Source organism: Rhodocista pekingensis (assembly GCF_042665545.1).
Classification (GTDB): domain Bacteria; phylum Pseudomonadota; class Alphaproteobacteria; order Azospirillales; family Azospirillaceae; genus Rhodocista; species Rhodocista pekingensis.
In genome coordinates this window covers 745,277-759,546 of sequence record NZ_JBHTCM010000010.1, presented here as the reverse complement: position 1 = coordinate 759,546, position 14,270 = coordinate 745,277, and the positions used below count along the sequence as shown (strand labels likewise).

14 protein-coding genes are annotated in these 14,270 nt (G+C 71.8%); 8 read left to right on the top strand and 6 right to left on the bottom strand.

Annotated features, from left to right (window positions below):
* Positions 1–328 precede the first annotated feature (328 nt).
* Positions 329–463, bottom strand: coding sequence for an HVO_A0114 family putative DNA-binding protein (locus ACFQPS_RS20450; RefSeq protein WP_465269619.1), 135 nt, complete (start codon positions 461–463; stop codon positions 329–331).
* 75 nt (positions 464–538) lie between these two features.
* Positions 539–2,341, bottom strand: a complete 1,803-nt coding sequence (lepA, locus tag ACFQPS_RS11825; RefSeq protein WP_377359197.1) for a translation elongation factor 4 — start codon at positions 2,339–2,341, stop codon at positions 539–541.
* Between lepA and ACFQPS_RS11820 the strand changes: the two genes are divergently transcribed.
* The 4 genes from ACFQPS_RS11820 (at position 2,340) to ACFQPS_RS11805 (ending at position 6,971) form a co-directional block, all read left to right on the top strand.
* Entirely contained in the window at positions 2,340–2,912 is a 573-nt protein-coding gene (locus ACFQPS_RS11820; protein ID WP_377359195.1) for a DUF2147 domain-containing protein, read from the top strand. The two genes, lepA and ACFQPS_RS11820, sit on opposite strands and share 2 nt — an antisense overlap.
* Before the next feature lie 128 nt (positions 2,913–3,040).
* Entirely contained in the window at positions 3,041–4,579 is a 1,539-nt protein-coding gene (locus ACFQPS_RS11815; protein ID WP_377359194.1) for a pyruvate kinase, read from the top strand.
* 212 nt (positions 4,580–4,791) lie between these two features.
* Positions 4,792–6,591 carry a sensor histidine kinase gene (locus tag ACFQPS_RS11810; RefSeq protein WP_377359192.1) on the top strand — a complete coding sequence of 600 codons (1,800 nt, stop codon included), beginning with the start codon at positions 4,792–4,794 and terminating at the stop codon, positions 6,589–6,591.
* Complete coding sequence (locus ACFQPS_RS11805) at positions 6,588–6,971, top strand: response regulator (RefSeq protein WP_377359191.1); 384 nt, start codon at positions 6,588–6,590, stop codon at positions 6,969–6,971. Before ACFQPS_RS11810 ends, ACFQPS_RS11805 begins: the two co-directional genes overlap by 4 nt.
* Positions 6,972–6,997: 26 nt before the next feature.
* Here ACFQPS_RS11805 and ACFQPS_RS11800 read toward each other — a convergent pair whose 3' ends face one another.
* Positions 6,998–7,486 (bottom strand): PAS domain-containing protein, encoded by a 489-nt coding sequence (locus ACFQPS_RS11800; protein WP_377359189.1) that lies wholly within the window; start codon positions 7,484–7,486, stop codon positions 6,998–7,000.
* A 183-nt stretch (positions 7,487–7,669) separates the two neighbouring features.
* Complete coding sequence (locus tag ACFQPS_RS11795; protein ID WP_377359188.1) at positions 7,670–9,307, bottom strand: flavin-containing monooxygenase; 1,638 nt, start codon at positions 9,305–9,307, stop codon at positions 7,670–7,672.
* Between the two features lie 426 nt (positions 9,308–9,733).
* Here ACFQPS_RS11795 and ACFQPS_RS11790 point away from each other — a divergent pair, with 426 nt between their 5' ends.
* Positions 9,734–10,171 carry a hypothetical protein gene (locus ACFQPS_RS11790; protein ID WP_377359187.1) on the top strand — a complete coding sequence of 146 codons (438 nt, stop codon included), beginning with the start codon at positions 9,734–9,736 and terminating at the stop codon, positions 10,169–10,171.
* An 85-nt stretch (positions 10,172–10,256) separates the two neighbouring features.
* On the opposite strand, the gene ACFQPS_RS11785 is transcribed toward ACFQPS_RS11790, so the two are convergent.
* Entirely contained in the window at positions 10,257–10,448 is a 192-nt protein-coding gene (locus ACFQPS_RS11785) for a hypothetical protein (protein WP_377359186.1), read from the bottom strand.
* 200 nt (positions 10,449–10,648) lie between these two features.
* Between ACFQPS_RS11785 and ACFQPS_RS11780 the strand changes: the two genes are divergently transcribed.
* Positions 10,649–11,044, top strand: coding sequence for a nuclear transport factor 2 family protein (locus ACFQPS_RS11780; protein ID WP_377359184.1), 396 nt, complete (start codon positions 10,649–10,651; stop codon positions 11,042–11,044).
* Positions 11,045–11,151: 107 nt separating this feature from the next.
* Here ACFQPS_RS11780 and ACFQPS_RS11775 read toward each other — a convergent pair whose 3' ends face one another.
* The gene (locus ACFQPS_RS11775) at positions 11,152–11,427 is read right to left on the bottom strand and encodes an HU family DNA-binding protein (RefSeq protein WP_012567561.1); all 276 of its coding nucleotides are present in this window, start codon (positions 11,425–11,427) and stop codon (positions 11,152–11,154) included.
* 354 nt (positions 11,428–11,781) lie between these two features.
* On the opposite strand from ACFQPS_RS11775, the gene ACFQPS_RS11770 reads away from it, so the two are divergent.
* On the top strand, positions 11,782–12,783 hold the full coding sequence (locus tag ACFQPS_RS11770) for a sensor histidine kinase (RefSeq protein ID WP_377359182.1): 1,002 nt from the start codon (positions 11,782–11,784) through the stop codon (positions 12,781–12,783).
* 119 nt (positions 12,784–12,902) lie between these two features.
* A complete protein-coding gene (locus tag ACFQPS_RS11765) occupies positions 12,903–14,051 on the top strand; it encodes a nucleotidyltransferase family protein (RefSeq protein ID WP_377359180.1) in 1,149 nt (382 codons plus the stop codon).
* Positions 14,052–14,270 lie beyond the last annotated feature (219 nt).

Genomic DNA, 14,270 nt, shown 5'->3' with positions numbered 1-14,270 from the left:
ACGGTCGGCATCTCCGGAACACGGATGAACACGGATTTCCGCGGATGAACGCGGACAGGGGTCATCTCCTTATCCGTGATTATCCGTGCGCCGGCGCAGCCGGCATCCGTGTCATCCGCGTTTCCAGGCCCCAGGGGACCGTGGCGCATCGCTGTCCAGGATGGATCGCCCACGGTCGGCATCTCCGGAACACGGATGAACACGGATTTCCGCGGATGAACGCGGATAGAGGATATCTGCTTATCCGTGCATATCCGTGCGCCGGCGCAGCCGGCATCCGTGCCATCCGCGTTTCCAGGCCCAGCAAGTGCCCGGAGCGGTGGCCCGGTCAGAGGGCGATGCGGGTGTCGATGGCGATCCCGTCATAACCCGCGGTCGGCGCACCGGCCGGGTCGCGGTCGATCAGCCCGGCCCGTTCCAGGGCCCGCACATCCTCATGCACACGCTTGTAGTCGCGCCCCAGGGCCAGAGACGCGAAGGCCCCGCCGGGAGGGGTGCTCCCGCGGGGCCACGCCGGGCGGACGGCTGGTGCCGGCGCCTACTCCTGTCCCATCCGCAGCGCCGCGATGAAGGCGCTCTGGGGGATTTCCACCTCGCCGAACTGGCGCATGCGCTTCTTGCCTTCCTTCTGCTTGTCCAGCAGCTTGCGCTTGCGGCTGATGTCGCCGCCGTAGCACTTGGCCAGCACGTCCTTGCGCAGGGCGGCGATGGTTTCGCGCGCGATCACGCGGCCGCCGATGGCCGCCTGGATCGGGATCTTGAACAGGTGGCGCGGGATCAGGTCCTTCAGCCGCTCGCAGAGCTGGCGGCCGCGGTATTCGGCCTGGGTGCGGTGGACGATCATGGCCAGCGCGTCCACCGGCTCGTTGTTGACCAGGATCGACATCTTCACCAGGTCGCCCTCGCGGTAGCCCTCCAGCACGTAGTCGAAGCTGGCATAGCCGCGGGAGATGGACTTCAGCCGGTCGTAGAAGTCGAACACCACCTCGTTCAGCGGCAGCTCGTAGACCAGCATGGCGCGGCCGCCGACATAGGTCAGGTCCTTCTGGATGCCGCGCCGCTCGGTGCAGAGTTGCAGCACGCCGCCCAGATACTCGTCCGGCAGCATGATGTTGGCCTTGATCCACGGCTCCTCGATCCGGTCGATCTTCACCGGGTCGGGCATGTCGGCCGGGTTGTGCATCTCCTTCATCGTGCCGTCGTTCATGTGCATGCGGTACACGACGGACGGTGCGGTGGTGATCAGGTCGAGGTTGAACTCCCGCTCCAGCCGCTCCTGGATGATCTCCAGGTGCAGCAGGCCCAGGAAGCCGCAGCGGAAGCCGAAGCCCAGCGCGGCCGAGCTTTCCATCTCGAACTGGAAGCTGGCGTCGTTCAGGGCCAGCTTGCCCAGGCTCTCGCGCAGATCCTCGAAATCGGCGGCGTCGGTCGGGAACAGGCCGCAGAACACCACCGGGATGGAAGGCTTGAAGCCCGGCAGCGGCGTCGCCGCCAGCCGCCGCTCCTCGGTGATGGTGTCGCCCACCTTGGTGTCGCGGATGTCCTTGATGGCGGCGGTGACGAAGCCCATCTCGCCGGGCCCCAGCCTGTCCACCAGCATCTTCTTCGGCCCGAAGATGCCGACGCGGTCCAACTCGCGGGTGGCGCCCGTCGCCATGAAGCGCACCTTCTGGCCGGTGCGCAGCTCGCCGTTGACGACGCGCACCAGCACGACGACGCCCAGATAGGCGTCGTACCAGCTATCGACGATCAGGGCCTGCAACGGCGCCGCGGCGTCGCCCTTGGGCGGCGGCAGGCGGGTGACGATCGCCTCCAGCACGCCGTCGATGTTGATGCCCGACTTGGCCGAGACCTCCACCGCGTCCGAGGCGTCCAGCCCGATCACGTCCTCGATCTGCTGCTTCACCCGCGGCACGTCGGCCGCCGGCAGGTCGATCTTGTTCAGGACGGGGACGATCTCATGGTTGGCGTCGATCGCCTGATAGACGTTGGCGAGCGTCTGCGCCTCCACGCCCTGGCTGGCGTCCACCACCAGGATGGAGCCCTCGCAGGCGGCGAGCGAGCGCGAAACCTCGTAGGCGAAGTCCACGTGGCCCGGCGTGTCCATCAGGTTGAGCTGATAGATCTCGCCGTCCTTGGCCTTGTAGTTCAGGCGCACGGTCTGCGCCTTGATCGTGATGCCGCGCTCCCGCTCGATGTCCATGTTGTCGAGGAGCTGAGCCTTCATCTCCCGCGCCTCGATGGCGCCGCAGAATTCGATCAGCCTGTCCGCCAGCGTGGACTTGCCGTGATCGATATGCGCGATGATGGAGAAATTGCGGATGCGGGAAAGATCGGTCATGGAACGGGACTGCCTCCGAAAGCCGCTGCAACATAGGGGCTGCGGCCCTGCTAGGCAATGGCGGCCCGCGCGGGTCGCCCACGCCCTCGCTCCGGCCGCCCTGCTGGCGGGCGTCGCCCTTCTCGCGCCGCCGCCGGCCGTGGCGGACCCGGCGGACGGAGCGGCGGTGCCGCGGGGCGTCTGGATGATGCAGAACGGCAAGGCGGCGGTGGAGTTCTTCGCCTGCGGAGCGTCCCTGTGCGGCCGGCTGGTCTGGGGGCGGCCCGACCAGTATCCCGACGGCGTGGCGAAGGACCGGCGCAATCCCGACCCGGCGCTGCGCGACCGCGACCTCTGCGGCCTGACGGTGATCTGGGGCCTGGAGCGGGACGGGGCGGACGACTGGACCGGCGGCCGCGTCTACGATCCCAGCAGCGGCGAGACCTACGGCGCCCGCGTGCATGTCCAGGGGCCGCAGCGCCTGCGCGTGCGCGGCTATGTCGGCATCCCCTGGTTCGGCCGCAGCCAGACCTGGCAGCCTGCCCCGCCCGACCTGCCGCGCTGCACCCCGACCGCGGGCGATGCGGGCTGAACTCGCCCGGGCGGAGGGGCTGACCCGCCTGGAGGGAGAGGCGCGGGACGAACGGGCGCGCGGCACTGTCACCGGACTGTCATGGGGGGCTGTTAGAACGGGAGGACCGATCCAGAAGCGGGCCCCCCATGCCGGATACCGTTCCCCTCCCGCCGGAAGCGGGTTGCCATCCGCCGGACTTCTCGCACGCCGCCGCGGCATCGCCCGCCGCCCTGCTGGGGCTGGTCTCGGGCCTGCGGGACTGCGTGGCGGCGGAAGCGGCGGCGGTCCTGGCCGGCTGGGGCGACCGGGTGGAGCGCCGGCCCTTCCGGCTGTCCGCCGTCAACTTCGCCGACTATCTGGCGCTGCGCCGGCACGACCTGCGGCCGTTGCAGACGGCGCTGATGCCCTGGGGCCTGTCCAGCCTGGGCCGCTGCGAGGCCCGGGTGCGCGCCAACCTGGACGCCGTGGCGGCGGCGCTGGCTGCCATCGCGGGGGCGCCGCGGCCGGGCGCCTTTCCCGGAGCGCGCCGTTATTTCCGCGGCGAGCGCCTGCTGGCGCGCAACGCGGTCGAGCTGTTCGGGCCGCGGCCCGACGGTCCCCGGCAGGTCCGCATCCTGGTCACCCTGCCGCCCGAGGCGGCGACCGACCCCGCCCTGATGCGCCGGCTGGTGGAGGCGGGGACGGACGCGGTGCGGATCAACTGCGCCCATGACAGTCCCGACGCCTGGGGTCGCATGATCGCCAACCTGCGCGCGGCGGAAGCCGCCGCGGGCCGGCGCGTGCGGGTGCTGATGGATCTGGCCGGGCCGAAGGTGCGCACCGGCAGCATCCTGGGCCCGGCCGGCGACCGGCGCATCGGCATCGGCGACCCGCTGCTGCTGACCGCCGCGGCCGCGTTCCCGCGGCGCGACGCGCCGCTGCACCAGGCCACCTGCACCATCCCGGACGTGCTGGCCTGCGCCCGGCCCGGCCACCGGGTCTTCATCGACGACGGGCGGGTCGGCGCCGTGGTCGCCGCCGCCGGGCCGGACGGGTTGCTGCTGCGGGTCGAGCACGCGCCCCCCGACGGGCACCGGCTGAAGCCGGAGAAGGGGCTGAACTTCCCGGACACGGAACTGGGGCTGGCCGCCCTGACCGACGACGACCGCGCCGACCTGGACTTCGTGGCCGCGCATGCGGACCTGATCGGCTACAGCTTCGTGCAGTCGGCCGAGGACGTCCACGCCTTGCAGGAGGAACTGCGCCGCCGCCGTCCGGACGACTGGCGGCGCCTGGGGCTGGTGGCCAAGATCGAGACGCCGCGGGCGGTGCGCAACCTGCCCGGCATCATCGTCGCCGCCGCCGGCCGGCAGCCCTTCGGCATCATGATCGCCCGCGGCGATCTGGCCGTGGAACTGGGCTTCGAGCGCACCGCCGAGATGCAGGAGGAGATCCTCTGGCTGGCGGAGGCGGCGCATGTCCCCGTCATCTGGGCGACCCAGGTGCTGGAGACGCTGGTGAAGAAGGGCCTGCCGACACGCGGGGAGATGACCGACGCCGCCATGGCCTCACGCGCCGAATGCGTCATGCTGAACAAGGGCGAGCATGTGGCCGAGGCGGTCGCCGCGCTGGACCGGCTGCTGGGCCGCATGGCCGGGCACCAGATGAAGAAGACCCCCCGGCTGCGCGCCCTGCTGAGCTGGTAGGACCGGCGCCACCTCTGTCCGCCCGATGGTCCGATACCTCCATTGCGGCGGCCGCAGCCGCGGCAATTCTGTCGCACCTGCCTACATGGGCATGTTATGGGCAGGATCCCGCGACCGGCCTCCGGCCGGTGGGACAGCGACAGGACATCATGGCTCGGCGCAAGAGGTCCGGCTCGGCGGCAGACCAGACGTCACCGGAGGCGCCGGCGCCCGTGCTGCTTCTCGCCGCCGGCGAGGCCGAAACCCGCACCATCGCCGCCCTGCTGGAGCGGACGGGGCAGGGGCCGGTGACGGTCTGCGCCGACCTTGACGAGGTGCTGGACCGGATCGAGGGCGCGGCGGCGGCGGTGCTGGCGCAGGAGGCGCTGGCCGGGCCGGCGCTGGCGCGGCTGGCCGCCTGGACCGCCGCCCAGCCGGTCTGGTCGGAGTTCCCCGTCGTGCTGCTGGCCGGTCCCGGTGGACCACCCGCCCCGCCCGCCGTCCTTGCCGCCGCGCTGCGGCTGGAACGGCCGGTGCGCGACGCGGATCTGTGCGCCATCGTCGCCTTCGCCCGGCGCTCCCGACGCCGGCAGTGGCGGGCGCGCGACAGCCTGACCGAGCGCGAGGCCATCGCCGCCGATCTGCGCCGGGCGAGGGACCGGCTGGAGGTCGTGCTGCGCGGCGCCGGCCTGGGCTCCTGGCACTGGGACGTGGTGACGGGCGCGGTCGCGTTCGACGACCGCTGGGCCGGCATGCTGGGCTACCGGCGCACGGAGATCGAACCGCATGTCAGCGCCTGGGAGAGGCTGACCCATCCGGAGGACCGCCCCCGCATCTTCGCCGCGCTGAACGACCATCTGGAGGGACGCACCCCCCTCTATGTCTGCGAGCACCGGCTGCGCCACCGGGACGGGCACTGGATCTGGGTGCTGGACACCGGCAGCGTCGTCGAGCGTGACGCCGCGGGCGGTCCTCTGGTCGCCACCGGCACCCATCTGGACATCACCGCGCGCAAGCAGGCCGAGCAGGACCTGCGCGACAGCGAGACGCGGCTGCGCGCCATCATCGAACAGATGCCGGTCGGTGTCGCCGTCGCCGCGGCCCCGTCGGGCGCGCTGCTGTTCCACAATGCCCGCGCCGTGGCCCTGCTGGGCCATCCGCTGCTGCCCTCCGCCGACATCAGCGGCTACGTCCACTATGGCGCGCTGGAGGCCGACGGATCGCCCCGGCCGCCGGAGCGCTATCCCATCGCCCGCGCCGCCCGCGACGGCGAGAGGATCGAGCGGGAGCCGATGCGCTACCGCCGCGGCGACGGCCGCCTGACCCATTTCGAGGTGAGCGCCGCCCCCATCCGCGACGCCCAGGGCGGCATCGTCCTGGCCGTCAGCACCTTCGAGGACGTGGCCGAGCGGCTGCGGGCGGCGGAGAGTCAGCGCCTGCTGGCCTCGGAGCTGAGCCACCGGGTCAAGAACACCCTCGCCGTGGTGCAGGTGCTGGCCGCCCAGACCCTGCGCCGCGCCGCGACCCTGGCGGAGTTCGGCGACGCCTTCCAGGGCCGGCTGGAGGCGCTCGCCCGTGCCCACGGGCTGGTGCTGCGGGCGCACTGGAACGGCGTGGACCTGCGCGCCCTGGCCGAGGAGGAGCTGGCGCCCCATGAGGGGCGCGTCAGCATCGAGGGACCGGCCGTCACCCTGCCGCCGAAACAGGCCGTGGCCATGGGGCTGGTGCTGTACGAGCTGGCCAGCAACGCGCTGCGCCATGGCGCGCTGTCGGCCCCGGCGGGACGGCTGCACCTGGCCTGGCGGCGGGACCCGACGGACGGCGGCATCCGGCTGACCTGGCGGGAACGGGGCGGGCGGCCCCCGCACGATCCGGTCGAGGGCTTCGGCACCCGCCTGATCCGACGGGCCGCCGATCTGGAGCTGGGCGGCCGCGCCGACCTTTACCCGGAGGAGGACGGGCTGTGCTGGGAACTCCGGTTCCCCGCCCCGGTTGGGCCGGGAGAGAATCATGGACCGAGCGTGACGCCTTGACCGCCGCCGACCCCTCCTGCCTGCGCAACAAGCGCATCCTCGTCGTCGAGGACGAGATGCTGATCGCTCTCGCCTATGAGGACATGCTGACGGGGCTCGGCTGCGTGCCGATCGGCCCGGCGCCGTCGGTGGAGCGGGCGCTGCTGCTGCTGGACGACCAGGTGCCGGACGCGGCCATCCTGGACGGCAATCTGAACGGCCAGCTTTCCACGCCGGTGGCGCAGCGCCTCTGCGACGGCAACATCCCGTTCCTGCTGGTGACGGGGTACGAGACGATGGCGACCGCCGATCCCGTGCTGCGCCAGGCCCGCCGGGTCTCCAAGCCGGTCAATCCGCGGCGGCTGCTGATCGAGATGGTGGAGGCGTTCTGTGCCTGCTGACCGCCGCCGGACCCGCGTCGGCCCGGTCAGTCCTCGCCGACCAGCCCCATGAAGACGGGCCGGGTCAGGCCCGGCCGCAGCCTGACCCAGACCGCCAGCCAGCGCGCCGTGCCCTCGGTATCCACCAGCGGATGCGCCAGCCGCTCATAGGCCACGGTCATCCCGCCATGCTGGAAGCTGACCAGATGCGCCGTCAGGTCCGGCGTGCGCAGCGCCTGCATCAGGGCGTCGCGGTTGTGCTCCGGGGGCAGGCCGCTGGGCAGCTCCAGCACGTCCAGCCCGGTGATGTCGCGCCCGTAGCTGGTGCAGAGGGCCGTGCCCGCCAGCCGCACCCGGAGGTTCTCCGGTGGTGCCCAGTCCAGGATGGCCACGTTGGGCAGCAGGTCCACCGGCAGGTTCTCCGCCCGGAAGGCGGACTTGCGCAGCAGGCCCTCGTTCCTCAGGGAGAGGCAGGCCTGCGCGAATCGCGTCGCCTCAGGCGACATGGCGGAACTGTCAAGGTGATCGGTGGGCACGGATGAATGCCTGTGGCAACGGGAACGCGGCGCACTTTAGCCAATGCGGCCTGCCCAGGACCAGGACAAGTATTCGCCCGCGCGCCTCTCTTCCGCATAGATTATTATGTCCTATACCAATGGACCGGACCGCGGCCGGCACAGGGGCGCCGCCGCGATCCCTTCCGGGCATTTAAGAAAAATCTAATCAATCAGCGCTTCCGCCCTGTCCGCCCGTCCCGCGTCGTCAGCGTGGCCGCCGACGTCCGTCGTGTCCGCGGCAACCGTCGTGTCCGCGGCAACGGCCGGAACGGGGTGCGGCGCGTCCAGCAGATAGTCGCCCGGCACGGCCCGGCGGGTGCGGCGCCAGTAGTCCACCGTGAAACCCGGCCACAATGTCGTGTTGCGTCCCTGGGCATCCAGATACCAGCTCCGGCAGCCGGACATCCAGACGGTGCGGCGCATCCGCTCCTGCACGGCATCATTGAAACGGCGCTGTACCTCGGCCCGCGGCTCCACCGTGCGGGCGCCGCTGTCGCGCACCCGGTGCAGCAGGTCCAAGACCAGGTTGAGCTGCGCCTCGATCATGAAGACGATGGAATTGTGCCCCAGCCCCGTGTTGGGGCCGGTCATCAGGAACAGGTTGGGATAACCGGCCACGGTGGTGCCCAGATGCGCCTCCGCCCCGTCGCGCCACCGTTCGTTCAGGTCCACCCCGTCCGGCCCGATCACCCGCAGCGGCGCCAGATAGTCGGTGGCGCGGAATCCGGTGCCGTAGACGATGCAGTCCACCGCGCGCTCCACCCCGTCGGCGGTGACGATGCCGGTCGGGGTGATCTCCCGGACCGTATCGGTGACCAGTTCCACGGTGGGGCGGGTCAGGGCCGGGTAGTAGTCGTCGGAGATCAGCACCCGCTTGCAGCCGATATGGAAGTCGGGCGTCACCTTGCGGCGCAGCTCCGGATCGGGGATCTGGGCCGCGATGTGGTCCTTCGCCTTCTGTTCCGACCGGCGCAGCAGGCCGGGATAGAGGGTGAAGCCGACGGCCAGCGATTCCTGCCACCAGTAGATCGACGCCCGGCGCAGCCACGCCGCCCCCGGCACATGGCGATAGACCGCCCGCTCGAAAGGGCCGATGGGCCGGTCCGGCCGCGGCATGATCCAGGGCGGGGTGCGCTGGAACAGGTGCAGCCGCGCGACCTGCGGGGCGATCCGCGGCACGAACTGGATGGCGCTGGCGCCGGTGCCGATCACCGCCACCCGCTTGCCGGTCAGGTCGTAGCCGTGGTCCCACTGCTGCGAATGGAAGGCCCGGCCCTGGAAACTCCCGCGGCCGGGGATGTCCGGCAGGGCCGGCCGCGACAGCCCGCCCAGGCCCAGGATCAGGAACCGCGCCGCGACACGGCGCCCGTCGGCGCAGCGCACCCGCCACAGACGCGCCGCCGGGTCATAGGTGCAGTCCGTCACCGCGGCGTGGAAGCGGATCTGCGGCAGCAGCCCGAAGCGCTGCGCCACGTCCCGCATGTAGTCCTGGATCTCCGCCTGCGGCGGGTACATCCGGGTCCAGTCCGCCTTGGGCGCGAAGCTGAAGGAATAGAGGTGGCTGGGGATGTCGCAGGCGCAGCCGGGATAGGTGTTGTCCCGCCAGGTGCCGCCCACGTCGCCCGCCGCCTCCAGCAGGACGACGGGGCCGATGCCGGCCTGCTTCAGCCGGATGGCGGCCCCCATGCCGGCGAAGCCGGTGCCGACGATGCAGACCTCCGCCGCCTCCTCACCGCCGGCGGTTCCCGCCCCGGCCGCGTCCCCGCGGCGGGTCTCCGGCACCTCGATCCGTGCGTCCATGCCCGTCCTCCTCCCTGTGCGGCCGCGCCGGTGCTTCCACGGGCGACCGTGCCGGCATTGTGCCGCCGGCCTTTAGAGCAGTTACTCTATGGCAGGGTGCGGGGGCGGGGAAGTCCCGGCGGCCCCCTCTCCGGCACCCTGTCCGGCCTTCGGACGGGCGCAACCGGGTCCGACCGACCGGGGCCCCGCCCGGAATCGTGCCGGCCAGCGCCTTGCCTGCGCTCCGGGAGTGTTTCATTCTGCAAGCAGGCACGCCGGACGCGCGACCGGGCAACGGGGGAGGCGACCATGGGCAGGCAGGAACCAGGCAGCGATTGGCCGGGCAAGGGGTGGCCGGGCAAGGGGTGGCCGGGGCAGGAGGAGCCGGGCAGGTCCGGGACGGGGCGCGACCGGATCCCCTGGGCGAAGTCGCCCTGGCCCGTGCAGATGGCGGCCAGCGCTCTGGCGCCGATCGTGGTGGCCCCGGCCGCATTGCTGGTGGTGTGGGCGGAGGGTGGCCTCGACGGGATCGGCCGCGGGGGCCTGCCCGTCCTGGCGGCGCTGTCGCTGGCAGCCGCGGCGGGCACGGGGGTGCTGCTGGCGGGGCTGGTCCGCGGGCGTCCCTGGGCCTGGCTGGGGGTGATCGTGATGCTGGCCGTCGGCGCCGGGGCCGTCGGGGCTGTCGCCGTGACCTGGCTGCTCCAGCACGGGCCGGGGGCCGCGGCGATGCTGCTCCTGCCGGTGCTGCTGCTGGCGGTGGCGCTGCGCCTGGGGGGAGCCGATCTGCGCGCCCATGTCGGTCTGGCCGGCCCGTCGGTGCCGCGCCCGCAGGGGCGGACACTGCGCATCGTCAAGGGCGACGCGACGGGCGACCGGGCCGCCTGAACCACGCGGCACCCTTGGCCGGCCGGACCCGACGGTCCCGGCCCGGAGCAGCGTCAGTCCGGAGCAGCGTCAGTCCGGGGCGGCGTCAGTCCAGATAGGCGTCCACCTCGGCGGCGGCGCGGTCCAGCGGCCAGTCCAGCCGCTCCATGATCCGTTCCACCGCGTCCTCCGGCGCCAGCCGTCCCTGGCCCAGCCGTTCCAGAATCTCGTTCAGCACCGACTCCTCGCGCGGGGTCGGCGCGGGGTAACCCTTCAGGATCTCAAGCGCCTTGCTCACCTGATTACACCTTTACCCTGTCAAGGACCGTCTATCCTGCTTAAGCGCTTGTGCGGGACCGCGCACGCCATGGTAACCAGCGATCGCCCGTCCGTCAGCACCCGCGTTCTTGCGGGGTGGAATTGTCCGCAGCCCCCGCCTCCGCCGCAAGCGGTTTCCCGCCCGCTGCGGTCCGCCCCCGGAGGTTCCGAGGTTCCCCGATGCCCGCCACCGGCACCGTCGAAACGGTTCTGACCCTGCACGCCGCGCTGGCCCGCAAGGACATGGACACGATCCGCGCCCTCGTCCACCCCGGGATCCAGGTCTACCAGTCCAGCCTGCTGCCCTGGGGCGGGCATTACCGGGGACTGGCGGAATTCCTGGAGTACACCCTGAAACTGGGCCGCTCGGTGGAGGCCGTGATGGAGACGGAGCGCCTGATCGACGCCGGCGAGCGGGTCGTTGCCGTGGGCACGGTGCGCGGCCGGGTGGCGGGCGGCGGTCCACCCTTCGCCCTGGCGGCCGTGCAGGTCTGGAGCTTCCGCGACGGCCGCGTGGCGGCGCTGGAAACCCACCTGGACACGCCGGCGATGCTGCGGGCGCTGGGGGCGAGCTGAAAGGGATCGGGCGAAGGGCCGGGGCGCTGCGGTGCCCGGGGCCGGTCGGCACCGCGGGCACGGGAAGGGGCCCCCGCCGGCGCGGGAGCCGGCGGGAGCGGCGGCCTTCAGCCGTTGACCGCGTCCTTCAGGGCCTTGCCGGCCGTGAACTTGGGCTGCTTGGAGGCGGCGATCTGGATGGTCGCGCCGGTCTGCGGGTTGCGGCCCTCGCGGGCGGCGCGCTCGGAAACGGAGAAGGTGCCGAAACCGGTCAGCCGGACATCCTCGCCCTTGGCGAGCGCCTGCTGGATGGCGTCGAAGATGGCATCCACGGTCTTCGCCGCTGCCGCCTTGCTGGCCCCGGTCGCCTGGGCCACGGCCTCGGCGAGATCAGCCTTCTGCATGGTGTGTGCTCCCTTGTTGGTTCGGCCGCGTCGCGGCTGTCGCTGCTTATGGGGAGGCGGCAACGCCGCTGTCCACGGACCTTTCCGGGCGGACGCCACGGAATCCGCGCTTTTCCGGGGCTCTGTTGCCGGCCCGCCGCAGTCCGGGCCGGTTTTCGCCTTCCGGACGGGCAGCGGGCCGGACGTCGCACCCCCGGCGGGTGGGGGGCGGGACAGCCGCGCGGACCCTGCGCATCCGGGGCAGGCACGCGCCGCGGGCCGGATTCGGCAGGCGCGGAGCCCGCCGTCCTGGCATGGTGGCGGTCCGGGGGAGCGGCCCCGTGTTTCCGGTGCGCGGTCCGAGCGGAGGGGTGAGTGTCGCGGACGGGTGTCTTCTTCCTGCGCGCGCTGCCGCCGGGATCGTGGCGCGGGCACGGGCTCGCGGGTCTCGCCTTCCTTGCCGCCCTGGCCCTGCGCTGGGGCCTGGACGGCTCGCTGCCGCCGGGCTTCCCCTATCTGACCTTCTTCCCGGCGGTGATCCTGACCTCCTTCATCGCCGGCACGGGGCCGGGCGTGCTCTGCGCCGGGCTCTGCGGGCTGGCGGCCTGGTACTGGTTCATCCCGCCCTACGACAGTTTCGGGCTGACGGGGAACACGGCGCTGGCGCTGGGCTTCTACGTCTTCATCGTCGGCGTGGACATCGCCATCATCCACGCCATGCGCCGCGCCGGGGCCCGGCTGGCGGCGGAGCGCGAGCTGTCCGCCGCGCTGGCCGAGCGCCAGCGCACCCTGTTCGCCGAACTGCAACACCGCGCCGCCAACAACCTGGCCTTCATCGGCGCCCTGCTGGCCCTGAACCGGGAGCAGGTGGCGGCCGATCCCGCGGCGGCCCCGGCCGTGTTCGACGAGGCCGTGCGCCGGCTGGAGGTGATCGGCCGGCTGCACCGGCTGCTGCACGACCCGGCGGCGCTGGACCGGCCGCTGGAGGAGTATCTGCGCACGCTCTGCGCCGACCTGCTGGACGCCGCCGGGGCCGGCGGCATCGCCTGCCGGGTGGAGGCGGCGGACATCCGCTTCGACCTCGGCCGGCTGACGACGCTGTCGCTGCTGCTGACGGAGCTGATCACCAATTCGCTCAAGCACGCCTTCCGCGGCCGGTCAGGCGGGCTCGTCGCGGTGACGCTGGGGCGGCTGCCGTCGGGCCGGCTGGAGCTGACCGTGTCGGACGACGGCCCCGGCATGCCGGCGCGCGGGACCGGCCCCGGCGGCGGCAGCCTGGGGCTGGTCATCGCCGACGCCCTCGCCCGCCAGCTCCAGGGCGAGCTGATCCTCCCCGCGCCCGGCGACAGCACCACCCGCCTGCTGTTCGATCCGTGAGCGGGCGGGCGACCCGCATTGCCCTCGAAATCATCAGTGTGATGGCAATCGCCTAATCATCTGACAGATATGGATTTTCATGCTATATGCCATCATGTGGCGGTTCAGATGGCAAGATCATGCACGCACGGCCCCCTCTTCCTGAGATCAGCCTGCCGATCCAGACCCTGTACGCCGACCTCGTGCAGCGGGGGCTGGACGCGCAGTTCGACCAGGATTTCCCGGAGCATGGCCAGTTCCTCCTGAAGTCCCGCGGTGACCGGCGGTACTGGTACTTCCAGTCTGCCGACGGCGACCGGCGCAGGCAGAAATATGTCGGGCCGGAGACCGATCCGGATCTGGCGCGCCGTGTGGAGGGATTCAGGCACATCAAGGCGGATGCCGCCGAGCGCCGGCAGATGGTTTCGGCGCTCATCGCCGGGGGGCTGCCATCGACCGATCCGCTGTCCGGCGACATCATCGAGGCGCTGTGGAGGGCGGGCATTTTCCGGCTCCGGGGCGTGCTGGTCGGCACGGCCGCGTTCCAGACCTGCTCCGGTCTCCTCGGGGTCCGGCTGCCCGGTGAACAGATGCGGACAGGCGATCTCGATTTCGCGCAGTTCCACGGCATTTCGCTGCTGGTCGAGGACAGCCTGCCGCCGATCCTGGAGGTGCTGAGGGGAGTCGATCCGACCTTCCGGCCTGTTCCCCATCTGGAGGACCCGACGCGATCGACGAAGTTCCAGAATGCCAGACGGTTCGAGGTCGAGTTCCTGACGCCGAACCGGACCAGCGACGCCGTCGCCGGGCGGCCCGCGCCCATGCCCGCGTTGGGAGGGGCGGGGGCAACCCCGTTACGGTATCTCGACTTCCTGCTGCGGCAGCCGGTCCGGGCGGCCGTGCTGCACCGCGCCGGGATCCCGGTTCTGGTGCCCGCGCCCCATCGGTTCGCTGTCCACAAGATCATCGTCTGCGCCAAGCGCCGCACCGACCCGGAGGGCCTGATCAAGAGCGCGAAGGACGCCGCCCAGGCCGGGGCGCTGATCCGGGCCCACCGGCAGACACGCCGTGCCTTTGAAATCGGCGAGGCCTGGGCGGAGGCGTGGGAGCGCGGCGAGAAATGGCGTGCCGCTCTCCTGGATGGCCGCACCCGGCTCTATGACGACGAGCGCGCAGTCCTTACCGAGTGCATCGAGGTCTGGGCGCGGGAGGTCGGCCAGAACCCCGACCGGTTCGGCATCGCCGTCGTCGGACAAGCTCCCGATACGGATGTCTCCGACGACCCGTGAGATCCCTCCCAACCGGCGATGTCGTTCGAGCATTCACTCCTGCCAGTCCGCCCGGCGCCCCAGGCAATTGCCGTCCTCCGACGATCCGCTGCGGCGCGGAGGACGGCCTTGATTTCCAACTCCGCCGGGGCGGCAGCGGTAGAATGATGGAGGGCGGTTTGCACATGTGACGCCGGACATGTTCGAAAACCAGCCCCCTTGCGAACATGTGTCTGGGGC